This is a genomic window from Acinetobacter sp. ANC 4558, from assembly GCF_002135375.1.
Classification (GTDB): Bacteria; Pseudomonadota; Gammaproteobacteria; order Pseudomonadales; family Moraxellaceae; genus Acinetobacter.
The window spans coordinates 15,590-31,824 of the sequence record NZ_NEGH01000009.1 but is presented as its reverse complement, the minus strand read 5'-3'; the positions used below and the strand labels follow the sequence as shown (position 1 = coordinate 31,824).

Below are 16,235 nucleotides of genomic sequence, written 5' to 3'. Positions count from 1 at the left end.
TTCCCGATGTCATAAATGCGTAATGAGAATATTCTACATATTTTCTTCATATTTGAAATATAAGGCATTAATTCTGTAATCTATGATTGTATTTTTAAGTTTTGTCACAGATGATCGTGGTGAATAAATAAAACTTTCAGTTTCATCAATTTCTGATGTCACTTTTTTCTACAAATGGATATGCGAATAAGACATTATGCTGTCTAAATATTTTATTGAACGGCCTATTTTTGCCGGCGTATTAGCAATTTTTGTAATGGCGCTAGGTATTTTTTCTATATTTAATTTATCTGTTGAGCGATATCCTGATATAGCACCACCAAGAGTTGTGGTTGTAACAACATACTCAGGCGCTGATGCTGAAACTGTTGAAGAAAGTGTAACCCAAGTTTTAGAAAAACAAATTAAAGGTTTGGATCATCTTTTATACTTTAGCTCAAGTAGTGACTCAACAGGTCGCAGTAGGATTAGTTTAAGTTTTGAAAATGGAACAGATCCAGATACTGCGCAAGTACAAGTACAAAACTCAATTAATAGTGTGATTAGTCGTTTACCAGATGAAGTTCAACGCCAAGGAGTGAATGTATTTAAATCACTCGGTGATACGCATTTGGTGATTGGTTTATATGACGAAACTAAAAAGAGTAGCAATATTGAATTATCTGATTATTTATTAAGTTATTTAGAATCTGAAATTGCACGTGTGGATGGTGTTGGTGAGGTTGATGTTTTTGGTTCCCAAATCGCAATGCGAATTTGGTTAGATCCAATAAAATTAAAAGAATATAAACTCATGCCGAGTGATATTCAAAGAGCAGTAGAAGCGCAAAATACTCAAGTTGCTGCTGGAGGGGTTGGAGAATTACCTGTTGCACAAGAACAATATTTAAATGCAAAAGTAACGTCTGGATCAAAATTAAAAACGGTGGATGAGTTTAATCATATAATTTTAAAAGCCTCGCAAGAAGGCAGTTATGTTTATTTAAAAGATGTTGCGCAGGTTGAACTTGGTGCTGAAAACTATCAATCATATAGTTCGATTAATGGTTATCCATCTGCTGCCATGGCAATTTCTTTGGCCTCTGGTGCGAATGCAATTGAAACATCAAAACGTATTCAAGAAACAGTCAATCACGTTTCAAAGCAACTGCCGAAAGGGTATACACTGGTTTATCCGAGAGATAATACCCCATTTATTCAAGAATCATTAAAAGAAGTCATCAAAACCCTTTTTGAAGCCATCTTGTTGGTTATTGTGGTGATTTTCTTATTTTTACAAAATTGGCGAGCGACGCTTATTCCAACTATCACGGTTCCTGTTGTTATTTTAGGTACAATGGCCGTGTTGCTTGCGATTGGAATGAGCATTAATACCTTAACTTTATTTGCTTTAGTGCTTGCGATTGGCTTATTGGTGGATGATGCGATTGTCGTTGTAGAGAATGTTGAGCGTTTAATGCATGAAAAAGGCTTAAGCGCAAAAGATGCTTCTATTGAATCGATGCATGAAATTAGTGGTGCATTGGTGGGTATTACGTTAGTACTGACTGCTGTATTTATACCAATGGCTTTTTTCGGTGGTTCTACAGGTGTTATTTATCGTCAGTTTTCAATTACACTTGTGACAGCAATGTCTATTTCATTACTTGCTGCGCTTGTATTAACCCCCGCTTTGAGTGCGATTATTTTAAAACCTAATCCGACACCTTATCGATGGGCAATTAAATTTAATCGATGTTTAGATCAGATGAAAAGTCTTTATTTGAAAGCATCACTAAAGACGATTCAACACAAGTTAATCACGTTGACTTTAACATTCGCTTTATTTGCCATATTTGCATTATTTTATCGTGCACTACCTACCAGTTTTTTACCGAATGAAGATCAAGGCTCATTAGGAATTCAAATTGCACTTCAAGATAATGCACCAATGTCTAAAACGAGAGAAATTGGTGATGCTGTTGAAAAGTATTTTCTGGAACATGAAAAAGCCAATGTGAACTTAGTGATGCTTCGTTATGGACGTAATTTCTCTGGTACTGGGCAAAATTTAGCACAAGGCTTTATTCAGCTAAAACATTGGGATGATCGCACGAGTAAAGAGAACACAGCCGCTGCAATTCGAGAACGTGCGGCACAATATTTTAGAAAAAATCCAAATGCTCGGATTGTTTTTACGATGCCACCTGTCGTGAATGGTTTAGGAGATACAAATGGTGTTAATCTTTGGTTAAGAGATTTAAATGGTGATGGTCGAAAAGCCCTGACTGAAAAATTTGAACAAATCAAAGAGGAAGCAAAAGAATATTCTACTTTTGAAAATTTAAATAAAAAAACTGCACCAGATAAAGCCAATGTTAACGTGACAATTAATCAAAAAGCAGCAATGGCTTCTGGCTTAGCATTATCTGATGTAAATAATACTTTATCTGCGGCATTAGGTGGACGATATATTAATGACTTTATTGATCGCGGAAGAATTAAAAGAGTCATGATGCAAAGTGACGCTGCTTATCGGGCTAAGCCAGAAGATTTACAATATTGGAGTGTACGCAATAGTTCAGGTGAAATGGTTCCCTTTGCGAATTTTTCAACAATTCGTTGGTCTGGCGGTCCAGAAGTCGTTAATCGTTTTAATGGTTATACTGCAATAGAACTAGAAGCAGATAAAACAGCAAATGCCAGTACAGGTCAAGCCATGAAGGACTTGGAAAAGTTGGTTAGTACTCAGTCTGGTGTCGATTTGGCATGGAGTGGTTTATCATTTGAAGAGAAGAAATCAAGTAATCAAGCACTGCTTTTATATTTAATTTCAATCGGCTTTATTTTCCTATGTTTGGCGGCGCTTTATGAAAGCTGGTCGATTCCTACAGCTGTGATGACCGCGATTCCGTTAGGCATTGGTGGCAATATTTTATTCAGTTATTTTGCAGGTTTCCCTAATGATATTTATTTTCAAATTGCATTACTCACCACAATAGGATTGTCATGTAAGAATGCTATTTTGATTGTGGAATTTGCTTCAGCGGCACAGCAACAAGGCAAAAATGCGATTGATGCGGCCATGGAAGCAGCAAGTTTACGTTTACGCCCAATTTTAATGACATCATTGGCTTTTGGAGCAGGCATCATCCCCTTGGTATTTGCTTTTGGAGCAGGGGCAGCAAGCCGTCAAGAAATTGGGGTGAGTGTGCTTGGTGGCGTGATCTTTGGAACAGTTTTAGTGCTCATTTTCATTCCATTTATGTACGTCATTATACGAAGTATTTTTAAATTAAAGGATGAGCAAGCATAAAAATGTAACGTGATTTGTAGATTTTTTGTTGTATCTCTTGAGGTGTGCGGATCTTCTCTGTACTATTCGCACGCCGGATAAACGGTATATAGAGGATCAATTCCCTAAATGGACAGGTGTAGTTGTCGTTTACTTTATTTTTCAGAATATTATCTTCATTTCACGCACTGTGAAGGTCAGTTGTTGGCTTAAATAATTTGCCATGTTGCCTTTATTGTTGCAGAAATGACAATAAGGGGTTAACACATGGGTTACAATAACTTTTTATATCTATTAAATGACGCTTTAGAAAAAAACCATCTAGAGCTTGCTTTGGCATCTGTAAAAACTTTTCGTGCTGCCGATATTGCTGATGCTTTAGTTCAGCTTCCTTTAGAAAATAGCAAAACGTTATTAATCAATCTTCCAGACCGTGTAGAGGTTTTCTCCTTTCTCACACCCGAATATCAAGCAGAACTTGCGAAAATTATTCCACGAAATGTCTTGGCTCAAATTATTGGAGAAATGTCATCCGATAAGCGAGTGGATGTTTATAAACGCTTAGATAAAAATCAACAAAATGCGCTTTTACCTGCATTGGCTCAAGCAGAACGTGAAGATATTCGTCAGCTCGCTTCTTATTCAGAAGGTACTGCTGGCGCGATTATGAGCTCGGAATATGCAACATTAAAGTCTAATATGACAGTATCCGATGCAATCACCATGTTACGTAGAGAAGCGCCAGATACTGAAACAATTTATTTTGCTTATGTTTTAGATGAAAATCGTAAACTTTTAGGGGTGGTTTCTTTAAAAGAATTAATTTTAGCAGATGAGGAAGAAAATATTGGAAAGTTAATGACGACCAATATTGTCTTTGCCAAAGTTGATGATGATCAAGATGAAGTTGCAAAAATTATTGCACGTTATGATTTGCTTGCACTTCCAATTGTAGATATTCATGGGGTGATGGTCGGAATTGTCACCTACGATGATGCGATGGATGTTGCAAGTGAAGAAGCAACCGAAGACTTTTTAAAAGTTGGTGCCGTAAATGGTTCATCAAAGTTTAGTTTAAAATCTGCACCTTTATTACAACTCTATAAAAAACGTGTGTATTGGTTGGTTATTTTAGTTTTTGGCAGCTTATTGTCTGGAATTGGCATTGCGCATTATGAAGATATTATTGCTGAACATATTGTATTGGTATTCTTTTTACCATTATTAGTTGGGAGCGGTGGGAATGCTGGTTCACAATCCTCAACGTTAATGGTACGTGCATTGGCAACAGGAGATGTACAATTTAAAGATTGGTTTTACTTATTAGGCCGTGAAAGTCTTGTTGCTTTAGGTTTAGGTTTAACGATGGCAGCGGCGGTCTCGATATTGGGCTTTTACCGCGGTGATGAATATATTGCTTTAGTTTTGGCATTGAGTATGACAGGTATCGTTTTATTGGGCTGTTTAATTGGTATGAGTTTACCGTTTATTTTGAATAAAATGGGTTTAGATCCTGCAAGTGCATCTGCACCGCTGGTAACTTCTATTTGTGATGCGATGGGTGTTTTGGTTTATCTCTTTATTGCATCAATTATTTTGTTTTAAAACTTTGTAATTTAGATAAAAGTAATCATCTTGGGCTTCGTTTTATGATAAAAAGTTTATCTAAACGATGAGTTAAGAAAAATGTGGCAACAAAAAAACTAACAAAAGAAGAGGTGATTCGATTAGAGCGTGATCTGACTAAATATGCCAATATGATGGACTCTCTGATTCGAATTCCATTTACGAAACAAGGAATTGGTGCAGATGCTGCATTAAGTACAATTCCTATTGCGGGTGACATGGCAGGTTTTGTATTGACCTGCTATGCAATCTATAAAGCCAAGCAGATTGGTGTACCTCAAGCTAAACTCAATATTGTTTTGAAGATGGCGCTGCTAGATGCGGTGCTGGGTTGTTTGCCATTTTTAGGTACAATATTTGATATTTTTATTCGTCCGAGTCGTAAAGCATTAAAGATTGTACATACGCATATTCAAGAAGAATATGAAATTAAAACAGATCACCATCTCGTACATCCATTTTTACATGAAAAGCTTGAACATATGCAAAGACGATCTAGATTTTGGAAAAATCCAATTGTATCTTGGCTATGGCTACATATTCCTGATCTTTTAGGATTAATATTTATAACCATTTTTGTTTTTTTAATTTGGATCAGTGGAACATTAATGTGGCAATGGATGTAAGGGTTAAATAGGTAAAAGTAATGAAACAGGATTTTATTAGTGCTAACTTACCTGCAATTAATTTTGAAGAAACTCGGAAATTCTATACATTTTTAGGATTTCAGTGTACCTATCAATCTTCAGAATGGATGATTTTAAGGAGAGATCAATTAATTTTAGAGTTTTTTCTATATCCGCAATTAGATATTCAACAGTCTTGGCATAGTGCCAGTATTCGCGTACAGGATTTACAAAATTATTATCAACAGTGGATTGCTTTAGATTGGAATAAGTTTTCAGCAGCAAAAATCACAGCAATACAGCAAAACCATGAAATTAAAATTTTTAATATTGTTGATATTAATGGCAGTTTATTACGCTGTATTCAAAGCGAATAAAATATATCCTCTAAGAGAAGTTCAAAACAATAAGTATAAAAAAAACCTCTACACAGTAGAGGTTTTTAATACAAAAGATTTACGCTTTTAAATTAAGGTAAATTCAATTGGTGTAATGCAGCAACACGTTGCTCAATACTTGGGTGAGTTTGGAATAATGCCGCTAAGCTGAAGCCTTGTTCTTTACCTTCCGCAATTGCAAATGCTTTCATTTCTTTAGGCATTGCATCGGGTAGTTCAGATTCTGCTTGTAAGCGTAGTAATGCAGAAATCATGGCTTGCTTTCCTGCTAAACGTGCACCTGCCTCATCTGCACGATATTCACGTTGACGAGAAAACCAAAGTACAATCGCTGAGGCTAAGATTCCAAACACAATATCAAGTGCAATGGTAATTGCAAAATAACTTAGACCAGGTGCTTCACCATCTGCACGACCAAAGACATTACGGTCAATAAAGTCACCGACGATACGCGCAAAGAACATTACAAAAGCATTGACTACCCCTTGAATCAGCGCAAGGGTAACCATATCACCATTCGCAACATGACCAATTTCATGCGCTAAAACAGCACGCAACTCATCTTTGTTCATCCGCTCTAAAAGACCAGTTGACACTGAAACAAGCGCATCATTTTTATTCCAACCAGTTGCAAAAGCATTTGATTGATAAGATGGAAAGATACCCACTTCTGGCATTTGAATACCAGCACGTTGAGAGAGTTGAGCTACTTCTTGCAGTAACCAAACTTCTGCTTGATTGCGAGGAGCATTAGGGTCAATTATTTCAGTACCAGTGGTTTTTTTCGCCATCCATTTTGACATGAATAATGAAATAAGAGAGCCCACCATACCAAATACGAAACAGATGACTAAAAGGTTGCCTAAATTTAAGCCGCCTGCACCATGGTAACTACCGACACCGAAGAGTGACAAAATTATGCCAGCTACAACCAGTACCGCGAGGTTGGTAAGCAAAAACAAACCAATCCGCATCATCGATAAAATCCTCTTAATGTGAAAAGTTAAACTAATTTATGAATCATAAATGATTGAGTTCAATATGAGGTGAAAATAAGAAAAATTCAAGAAAAAATGACAAAAACTTTATCAAAACTCAACACTAATTATCTGAAATGGTAATACGTGCAGAAGCAACCGCATTTTGTGTGACGTAACTGCGGGAAGGTGCATCTGTATATGTACCATCGGATGCAATAATGATGGGTCGAGATGAATAACGATCAGGTGTATTTTTATTTATATCATGACTTGTTGCGGCTGTTGGCGCATTTTGAGTAAATTGATTATGGGCCTCATAAATCGTATTTGAGGTATTTTGTGCATATAGATTGTTTAAGCGACTGGTCACACGGTGTACATAATCTTGAGTTTCTTTGAAAGGGGGAATCCCACCATATTTAGTCACATTACCTTCACCAGCATTATAGCCTGCTAAGGCAAGTTGAGTATTGCCATTGAAACGTCGAAGTAACCATGCCAAATATTTGGCACCCGCCATAATATTTTGCTGCGGATCATAAGCATTATCAACATTAAAACGTTTTGCAGTTGCTGGCATAAGTTGCATTAAGCCTTGAGCACCGACTGGCGAACGTGCATGGACATTAAAACCCGACTCTGTGTGCATCACTGCTTTGATTAAACCCTCAGAAACGCCATGTGTTTGAGCCGCTTGACGGATAATATGATTAAATGCATCTTTATTTTTATTATAACTGGGTAAGACGGCAGCCTCTGATGCACCCCAATTTTTATATTGATGAATATTACTTTCTGGATAATAGGTGACTTTAATCGTTGTTAAAGATTGATCATTATTTTTTTTATTGGTCAGTAGGGTCGTGCCATTATTTTGGTCTTTATAAACATAAATTTTCCCTGCAAAAGATGTCGAAAACATCAGCGGGATACTGATCAACCCTAAAAAGTAATCGATATGTTTCTTTATTTTCATTTTGGTCAATAGCGTATTATTCATAAGTCAATAAGAGTTTAACAAAAAAAACCATCCTGCCAAGTAAAACTTTAATAACAAGAAGTTTTAAAAATGCAAGCACGTTTGGTTATAACTTAATTAAAAAAAATATTTATTTTTTTTTCAATGCATAAGTATTGACAACATAACACATTGAAAAATAAAAATAAATAATTTGATCAAATAATGATCAATTTAAATGAAAGCCTTAAATTGGGGCGGAAAAAGCTGTCAAGCCTTTTTAAATCCACAAAGTTATCCACAACTTTTGTGGACAACTGTGGAAAAGTCCAAAATATAAGCATCGGGCATAAACTTTGAACGATGTAGTTCAAAAATACAGCAAAATTATGACAAAGAAATGAAGTTGTTTTTAATTACATTATTTTGATGCGTGGTACTACTATTTCAGATAAAATCGTGCGGTATTTTTTTTATGGGTAAATCTCGTCTATGTACTCGCCAGTTGAGTCCAATCAAGGATTTAATTTCAAACCAGAACTTCCAACAAGCTCTGCGTATTATCGTTTGTTGAAAAAGCTTCGTCGCCAAGTTGGACATGCGATTCGTGATTTTAATATGATCGAAGAAGGTGACAAAGTCATGGTGTGTATTTCTGGTGGTAAAGACAGTTATACCTTATTAGACATCATGCTTCAGTTTAAACGGATTGCTCCAATTAATTTTGATGTTGTTGCTGTCAACTTAGATCAGAAACAACCTGGTTTTCCCGAAGATGTTTTGCCACGTTATTTAGAAGAAAATAATATTCCCTATTATATTTTGGAAAAAGATACGTACAGTATTACAAAACGATTGACCCCTGAAGGTAAAACGTACTGTGCCGTTTGTTCACGCTTACGTCGTGGTTCGCTCTACGGTTTTGCACAAGAAATTGGGGCCACTAAAGTTGCATTAGGTCATCATCGAGATGATATTTTAGCCACATTCTTCTTAAACCTATTTCATGGTGGAAGCTTAAAAGCGATGCCACCGAAACTTTTGTCTTCGGATAAAAAGAATATCTTGATTCGTCCATTGGCTTATGTTGAAGAGAAGGACATTATTAAATACGCTGAGATGCGTAAATTTCCAATCATTCCATGTAACTTATGTGGTTCGCAAGAAAATTTACAACGTGCGATACTCAATGACATGCTGCGTAGTTGGGATAAAGATTATCCTAAGCGATTACATAGCATCTTTGGCGCAATTCAGAATGTATCTCCATCTCAATTGGCTGATCGAGAGTTATTTGATTTTGAAGCATTAGATTCCCAAAGAGAGTTTGATTTTAAAGATTCATGCTCAACAGATCAAACGGACGATGGCGAAAGCAAACGTATTAATATGGTAAATTTGGGTTTTGTCGCAGACTAAATTCATATTTAGATACCATTATGCAAAAGATAATATCTTTTTGAATAATGGTATTTTTTTTATCAAAAATAGAAAAATGAACGCTTGGGCTAAAATTTATTAGCCCAAAAGAAAAATTACGTGCTATAACAACTAGCAAGCTTAATGCTAGCAATGTTATCTGGATAGATGACATAACAATGAACAAATAAATTGAGGAAAGATGATGCCTGCTTTTTTATCTGAAGATTGGTTTTCAACTGTTGAATCTTTAACTGCTGAAGCTGGTAGTTTAAATTTGCCACCTGCATTGGCAAATCTCGCGATAAATTTAGTTGTAGCTAACGATTCTGGTAATACTGAATTATCATTTGATGGTGGTGCAATTAAAAAAGGGTTGTCTTCGAAAGCAAAAACAACTTTAAATATGGATGGAGAAACTCTACGTAAAGTATTTTTAGAGTTTGATATGGCTGCGGCAATGCAAGCGTTTATGACTGGAAAAATAAAAGTACAAGGGGATATGTCACAGCTTATGGCTTTACAAACAGCAAAACCAAGTCAAGAACAAAAGAGTTTATTTAAACGTATCCTTGAGCATACGGCTTAAATTTTACCTTAAAAGCTTAGCTCTTTAGACAGCTAAGCTTTTTTATACGCTAGAGATTAACCAACTGCGGTGTAGATTTAATATGTTCAAGATAAGCACGAATACGTGTAACATATTGCGCTGCTTGCCCGTATCGGCTATTAGATGCTTTATTACGATCTAAATAACTATATAGATTAATCCAACTATTTGGATCTTTTCCTTGTGACTTTAAACGTTTCTGAATTTGGCTAACCGCACCTGGCCCCATATTATAAGCAACCAATGCATACCAATTTCGATCAGGATAGGGAATATTAGAATACTTACTTAGCATCAAGTCGTAGTATTTCGCACCACCTTCAATACTTTGAGAAGGATTCGTGCGATCGTTAACTCCCATCGCTTTAGCTGTACTTGATGTCAACATCATTAAACCACGAACCCCTGTAGGTGATACAGAGCTCGGCTTTAGATAAGATTCTTGGTAGCCAATTGCAGCCAATAAGTGCCAATCAATATCATAAGTACGTGCCGTTGACTTAAAGCTTGCCTTATAGATTGGCATACGTTTGCTTAAATCACGTTGAATAACATTCCATGATTCATCTTTAACAACGTTTCTATTGTAGAACGATGCTAATTGCGAAGTTACACCACTGCGTTTGGTTTGACAAATATATGCGCTTGCATTTTGACTCAGCGGATCACTTGCATGTTTAAACGCCCAATTTAAGCCAGCATTTAAACCATTTTTTTTCAAAATATCTAAATCACCGCAGGTTGCAGAAAATGCGGTTAAATCTTTACTTTCAACAGTCTTAAAATTGGCAGTTGTCATGGCAAAATTCGCTTTGCCAGATTTGACCATATTGAGTGCTGTTGCATTGTCTGGAACAGTTTTGAACTCAAGTTTAACATTTAAGCTATTGGCATAATTACGAACTAGATCATAACCAAAACCGTGAAGATGTGTACTTTTATCGAATACAGTCGTTGGGTTTTCAACAGATACGACAATCAGTTTATTTTGATTGATAACAGTATCAAATTGAAAGACGGCTTTACTTGCATTGAGGCTATGAAATGGAAAAAAAGCCGTACAGAGTGCAAATGTTTTAACTGGGAGAGAGGATATAATCGAGTTAAGGCAAAGCCTTGACCCAAAAACTGAACTACTGTGCATGTTGTCTCCGCTACAAGTAATTTATGCCCAAAAAAAGCAAAAAGGAATACACCTCAAACTTTTTAAGTCTGATAAATTGGATTGGGGGTGGGCACTCATGACGTCATTCAAAATGACAAGGGGTTAAAGGGAAATACGTAGTAAAACTACATTGTTTGAAAAATAGCCTTGATGAAATGTTGGGCGAATAATAATAGAAGTTGAAATTAGATGTCAAATTATATGTAATAAATAATTTATAAACAAAAAATAACATATTGAAAACAAAAAGTATTTTTTTTTATTTTTAGATAAAGTATGGAATTGCCAATTATTATACACTTTTAATTTGAAAATGAGACATGAAATAATATTTATATTGTGAAATATAACTTAATTTTAAAGTTGAAAATTAAATAATCCACTTGAAAGAACTGGAGAAAAAGTATGTTCCCTAATGCTAAGTTTTTTTAAGAAAATGGATGTCTTTCTCGATTTGCATGAATATAAAAGTAATATATCTTTTACATATTGCGGTTCGTACTTTGAGAAAAATTTATAGTAATTTTAATCAATATAATTTAATAAAGAATATTGTATACGATAGAAGGTTATTGGCTCGATGAGCAAACGAATATTATCTAAGTTTAGACACTGAAAAGAAGCTCGTGCTAGTTTGATAATAAAAGAGTTCTTTTATAAGTCATTTATTCTTCAATTCCATGTTGTAAATTCCAGCAATTAAATTGAATCTCAAACCAAGTCTTTTGCCTCGGTTTCGATAACGCTCCGAAAGGATTTTAAAGATTTTCAAACTGCCAAATACATGCTCAATGCCTATTCTTTTTCTATTAATTTATTGATTATAGACTTTTAGTGCAGGATCCAATTTATATCGTTTTTTGCTTTTAGTGGTAATAGGCTATTTGGATGCATTTTATAAATACCCTAATCAGCTTTATCTGCAAGAATAAAGGCCCCGAATGGAATTTGATTCAAATTACGTTTGAATCGCTCGAAATCATGTACAACACTACGATTCGTGCATAGAGTCAGGATTTTTTGAGTTTTATAATGAATGATAGCTTGTACTTTGATAGTATGCGCTTTCTTCTTACTACTATCGCTTTTTTTCTGTTTATAGGTCTTTGTATTGCAATTTTCGTAGCATCTACGATCCCTGTATTCCAGCCTATGTCTTCACCTTTTGGTAAATTAAATAGATTAAGAGATGTTCTAGAAAGCTTTTTTGAGCCAATATATTTCATCTGTAGATTATGTATAAATACACAGGTTTACAAAGCAAAAAGATTAACCCAGTGATTGGTCCTTTTTATTTTATGAGGTAGGGGGAATCATTTATATATTGATTGAACTAGACAAATCGGTATTTGAAATTTAATGTATACTTTATTTAACTTTTATTAGTTGGATTCTAATAATATGAAAAATATTATTAAATTAAAATATTGTTCATGAATATTGAGTTCTGTAAAAATCATAAGAAAATAAATTTATTTTGTTTAAATTCAGCATATTATTTAATTTATAGTGTTAATTTTATTGAAATTAAAGACATGATATAAATTATATGAGTGTTTGATTTTTTTGTTTTTAAAATAAATATTTTATGTTTTTTAATTATTATTAGAACAATAAATCACATAAAGTAAATAATTTTAATGGATTAAATTAGACTATACATATACGTTATATTTAATGTAGCGATGATGTCAAAATAATTTTATCATTCACTAATACAGAATTAAATCATCAGTAAACTATCAATAATTGAAATTAATAGTGTGTAACCAGTCGGTATAATTACTCTCTTATTAAAAAGCCTCTAGAGATATAGAGGCTTTCTAGATATTTAAAAACTAAATTTTAAGATACTTTATCGCCAGGTTTAGCGCCAGTTTCTGGTGAAATCACCCAAACACCTTCACCATTTCCAGCGGCAAGAACCATACCATTTGAAATGCCAAAACGCATTTTACGTGGTGCAAGATTGGCTACAAAAACAACCAATTTACCTTGTAAATCTTCAGGTTGATAGAATTCACGTATTCCACTAAATACATTACGTGTTTCTGTTTCGCCAGCATCTAAAGTAAGTTGAAGAAGCTTGTCAGAACCTTCTACAATTGATGCATTTAATATTTTTGCAACTCGGAGATCAACTTTTATAAAATCTTCAATCCCAATAATATCCGCATCTCCAATTTTAGGTTCTGCTTTTTTATTTATATTTTTTACTTTTGTCTTTTCAGTGGTGACAGGCGTTGCAGTCGCTTTTAAAGACTCTTTAGATGCTTCAACCATTGCGGTCACTGCTTTCGGGTCTACACGTTGCATTAAAGGTTGAAATAATGCAATTTCATGATGAATAAGTACATGTTTACGTGATTCAAAATCAAAACTTTCAAGTTTTAAGAAGTCTTGAACTTGCGTTGCTAAAACTGGCAGCACAGGCGCTAAGTAAATGGCCAATTGACGGAATAAATTGATACCGACAGAACACACATCATGTACATGCTGTTCTTCACCTTCAATTTTTGCTAAAGCCCATGGTTTTTTCTCATCAATGTATTGATTTGCTTTATCTGCAAGCGCCATGATTTCACGAACAGCTGTTGAAAACTCACGAGCTTCATAGGCTTTTGCAATTGAATCACCAGCATCGATAAAGCTTTGAACAAGTTGGGGCTCAGCACATGTTACTGATAATTTATTGTCATAGTTAGTATTGATAAATTTTGCACAGCGACTCGCAATATTTACCACTTTCCCAACTAAATCAGAGTTAACTTTTTGTACAAAGTCTTCTAAATTTAAGTCAGAATCTTCAACTTTATCTGAAAGTTTTGATGCAAAGTAGTAACGTAAATATTCAGGATTTAAATGCTGTAAATACGTTTCAGCTTTAATAAATGTACCACGTGATTTAGACATCTTTTGTCCATTCACCGTTAAGAAGCCATTGACGAATAAACCTGTAGGTGTGCGGTAGTTTGCACCTTCAAGCATTGCTGGCCAAAACAAGGCATGGAAGTAAACAATGTCTTTTCCAATAAAGTGATAGACTTCATTTTTAGAGTCTTTTTCCCAATAGTCATTAAAACTTAAATCAGGACGTTTTGTTTTAATGTAATTTTCAAAACTCGACATATAGCCAATTGGTGCATCTACCCAAACATAGAAGTATTTATTGGGTGCATCTGGAATTTCAAAACCAAAATATGGGGCATCACGAGAAATATCCCAATCTGCTAAACCTGCTTCAAACCATTCATCTAATTTATTTGCAATAGATACGGGTAAACGACCTTCATCACGTGTCCATTTTTGTAAATATTCTGCAAAGTTTGGTAATTTGAAGAAATAATGATCTGAAGATTTTTCAATCGGGGTTGCACCACTTAGGGTTGAACGAGGGTTTAATAATTCAGTTGCATTATAGGTTGTTGCACAGACTTCACAGGCATCACCATATTGATCTTCAGCTTTACACTTAGGGCAAGTACCTTTAATGAAGCGATCAGATAAGAACATCCCTTTTTCTGGATCGAATAATTGGGTAACAGGGCGAATAGCAATATTACCCGCTTCACGATTTTTAATATAAATTTCTTCTGAGCGCGCCTTATTCTCATGGCTATGAGTTGAGTCATAATGATCAAACAAGACATTAAATCCGTCAAAATCACGAATGTGCTCTTTTTGAACATTGGCAATTTGTTGTTCTGCGGAAATACCATTTGCTTCAGCACGCAACATAATTGCGGTACCATGAGCATCATCTGCGCATACATAAGTCACATTATGACCCATTGCACGCATGGCACGAACCCAAATATCAGCTTGGATATAACCGAGTAGGTGACCCATATGAATTGGGCCATTCGCGTATGGTAGGGCATTAGTGACTAAAATATTACGCACGGATGTAACTCTCTCATTCGTATTTTATGTAGGATTTACGATTTTACCTTAGATATAGAAAAGTTGCACAAGGGAATCGTTGAAATCTTTTCAAACAAAGAAGTTTATTGAATTTAACAAGTGATTTATAGCTTATTTATTTTATTACGTTATTTTAAAAGAATGATGATGATTTATTTTATGATTTAAGTTGATTCGAATCACCTAAGATTTGATGAAAGAGCAAGAAAGTGACAATTGAGTGAAGGTGCTATAAGGATTAGGAATTTTTAGCGTGTTTAAGTAAAAAACTTATTTTGAGTTTTTTATTCTTAATATACGTTGATATAAACTTTATTCGTTCATTTAATGTTAGGCATTTCTATTCACTTCATTTCAACCAATATTTGTTATTATTTTAGAACTGAAAACAAGTGTTTAGAGTTTGTAGATATTCGATCATTTGTAAGTTAAAAAAATTGTAGGATAAAATTCATGATAGATGGTTTTAACGATGAGCAATCGATTCTTCGCATTCCTCAAAATAGCCCAAATAATCAAATGGGAAAGCGCATTTTAGATGATGCAATTCAGTATTTAGAACAAATATCAGAAAAGGAACATCGTTATTTGATTCAAAGTTTAAGTACATTATCTGTTGAAGAATCTTATTTTGAAGTGCTGTCAGATGAGCTTGATCAGCCTATTGATGCAAAGATTGCAAATGATGCATTAAACTTAATCCATTTTTGGAAATTTTTTCAGCATGATGAAGACCTTGCTACATTTAAATTATTAGATATTGTTCAGCATACAATTTTTGAAAAAGATTTATTCATGGCTTTTGATGCAATGGATATTGGGGCGCTAAAATCACAACGTAGAAAAGTCATTGCTGAAGCATTAAAACTATATAAATTAGAATGTTATGCAGGATGTATTGCAATTTTATATGCACAAATTGAAGGATTACTTACCGATATCTTAGTTCAATATGGTTATTTACAGCCCAATCAAAGTAAATTTATTGATGTTTATAAAATTGTACCTGGTTTAAAAGCACATGAAGTGAAAAGCTTATGGCATAAGGTTAAAATTGCGTGTGAATTAAATCCTTACTTTTTAGAACTGGCTGCCTTTAAAATGGACAATAGTTCGATTATCACAATGACACGACATAATATTTTACATGGAACAGATCTCACCCATTTTAATCAAGGGCGAAGTTTTATTCTATTTTTGTGGTTATTTTCTGTGATTAGTTTTATGAGTACCTTGAAGAGATAAACAAGTATTC

12 protein-coding genes are annotated in these 16,235 nt (G+C 34.5%); 7 read left to right on the top strand and 5 right to left on the bottom strand.

Going from position 1 to position 16,235, the window contains the following annotated elements:
• Positions 1 to 196: 196 nt before the first annotated feature.
• The 4 genes from B9T31_RS11520 (at position 197) to B9T31_RS11505 (ending at position 5,903) form a co-directional block, all read left to right on the top strand.
• On the top strand, positions 197 to 3,295 hold the full coding sequence (locus B9T31_RS11520) for a multidrug efflux RND transporter permease subunit (RefSeq protein WP_086182097.1): 3,099 nt from the start codon (positions 197 to 199) through the stop codon (positions 3,293 to 3,295).
• A 246-nt stretch (positions 3,296 to 3,541) separates the two neighbouring features.
• Positions 3,542 to 4,879, top strand: a complete 1,338-nt coding sequence (gene mgtE / locus B9T31_RS11515; protein WP_086182096.1) for a magnesium transporter — start codon at positions 3,542 to 3,544, stop codon at positions 4,877 to 4,879.
• An 83-nt stretch (positions 4,880 to 4,962) separates the two neighbouring features.
• On the top strand, positions 4,963 to 5,526 hold the full coding sequence (locus B9T31_RS11510; RefSeq protein ID WP_086182095.1) for a DUF4112 domain-containing protein: 564 nt from the start codon (positions 4,963 to 4,965) through the stop codon (positions 5,524 to 5,526).
• Between the two features lie 20 nt (positions 5,527 to 5,546).
• Positions 5,547 to 5,903 (top strand): hypothetical protein, encoded by a 357-nt coding sequence (locus B9T31_RS11505; RefSeq protein ID WP_086182094.1) that lies wholly within the window; start codon positions 5,547 to 5,549, stop codon positions 5,901 to 5,903.
• Between the two features lie 92 nt (positions 5,904 to 5,995).
• Here B9T31_RS11505 and htpX read toward each other — a convergent pair whose 3' ends face one another.
• Positions 5,996 to 6,901: a protease HtpX gene (gene htpX, locus B9T31_RS11500; RefSeq protein ID WP_086182093.1), complete on the bottom strand. Its 906-nt coding sequence runs from the start codon at positions 6,899 to 6,901 to the stop codon at positions 5,996 to 5,998.
• Between the two features lie 124 nt (positions 6,902 to 7,025).
• Positions 7,026 to 7,826 carry a lytic transglycosylase domain-containing protein gene (locus B9T31_RS11495; protein ID WP_416202539.1) on the bottom strand — a complete coding sequence of 267 codons (801 nt, stop codon included), beginning with the start codon at positions 7,824 to 7,826 and terminating at the stop codon, positions 7,026 to 7,028.
• Positions 7,827 to 8,354: 528 nt separating this feature from the next.
• Here B9T31_RS11495 and ttcA point away from each other — a divergent pair.
• Together ttcA and B9T31_RS11485 are read left to right on the top strand one after the other, a co-directional pair.
• The gene (gene ttcA, locus B9T31_RS11490; protein ID WP_086182092.1) at positions 8,355 to 9,281 is read left to right on the top strand and encodes a tRNA 2-thiocytidine(32) synthetase TtcA; all 927 of its coding nucleotides are present in this window, start codon (positions 8,355 to 8,357) and stop codon (positions 9,279 to 9,281) included.
• A gap of 205 nt (positions 9,282 to 9,486) precedes the next feature.
• Entirely contained in the window at positions 9,487 to 9,870 is a 384-nt protein-coding gene (locus B9T31_RS11485) for an SCP2 sterol-binding domain-containing protein (protein WP_086182091.1), read from the top strand.
• 49 nt (positions 9,871 to 9,919) lie between these two features.
• Here B9T31_RS11485 and B9T31_RS11480 read toward each other — a convergent pair whose 3' ends face one another.
• From B9T31_RS11480 to metG, 3 genes are all read right to left on the bottom strand, one after another.
• Positions 9,920 to 11,035 (bottom strand): transglycosylase SLT domain-containing protein, encoded by a 1,116-nt coding sequence (locus B9T31_RS11480; protein ID WP_086182090.1) that lies wholly within the window; start codon positions 11,033 to 11,035, stop codon positions 9,920 to 9,922.
• Positions 11,036 to 11,962: 927 nt separating this feature from the next.
• Entirely contained in the window at positions 11,963 to 12,205 is a 243-nt protein-coding gene (locus tag B9T31_RS18245; protein ID WP_416202538.1) for a transposase, read from the bottom strand.
• 696 nt (positions 12,206 to 12,901) lie between these two features.
• Entirely contained in the window at positions 12,902 to 14,959 is a 2,058-nt protein-coding gene (gene metG, locus B9T31_RS11470; RefSeq protein ID WP_086182089.1) for a methionine--tRNA ligase, read from the bottom strand.
• A gap of 474 nt (positions 14,960 to 15,433) precedes the next feature.
• Here metG and B9T31_RS11465 point away from each other — a divergent pair, with 474 nt between their 5' ends.
• Complete coding sequence (locus tag B9T31_RS11465; protein ID WP_086182088.1) at positions 15,434 to 16,225, top strand: hypothetical protein; 792 nt, start codon at positions 15,434 to 15,436, stop codon at positions 16,223 to 16,225.
• The last annotated feature ends 10 nt before the right edge of the window (positions 16,226 to 16,235 follow it).

Coding starts and splice junctions, on each gene's coding strand:
- B9T31_RS11520 (WP_086182097.1), top strand. CDS start 197: ATGCTGTCTAAATATTTTATTGAACGGCCTATTTTTGCCGGCGTATTA.
- mgtE (WP_086182096.1), top strand. CDS start 3,542: ATGGGTTACAATAACTTTTTATATCTATTAAATGACGCTTTAGAAAAA.
- B9T31_RS11505 (WP_086182094.1), top strand. CDS start 5,547: ATGAAACAGGATTTTATTAGTGCTAACTTACCTGCAATTAATTTTGAA.
- htpX (WP_086182093.1), bottom strand. CDS start 6,901: ATGATGCGGATTGGTTTGTTTTTGCTTACCAACCTCGCGGTACTGGTT.
- B9T31_RS11495 (WP_416202539.1), bottom strand. CDS start 7,826: ATGTTTTCGACATCTTTTGCAGGGAAAATTTATGTTTATAAAGACCAA.
- ttcA (WP_086182092.1), top strand. CDS start 8,355: ATGTACTCGCCAGTTGAGTCCAATCAAGGATTTAATTTCAAACCAGAA.
- B9T31_RS11485 (WP_086182091.1), top strand. CDS start 9,487: ATGCCTGCTTTTTTATCTGAAGATTGGTTTTCAACTGTTGAATCTTTA.
- B9T31_RS11480 (WP_086182090.1), bottom strand. CDS start 11,035: ATGCACAGTAGTTCAGTTTTTGGGTCAAGGCTTTGCCTTAACTCGATT.
- B9T31_RS11465 (WP_086182088.1), top strand. CDS start 15,434: ATGATAGATGGTTTTAACGATGAGCAATCGATTCTTCGCATTCCTCAA.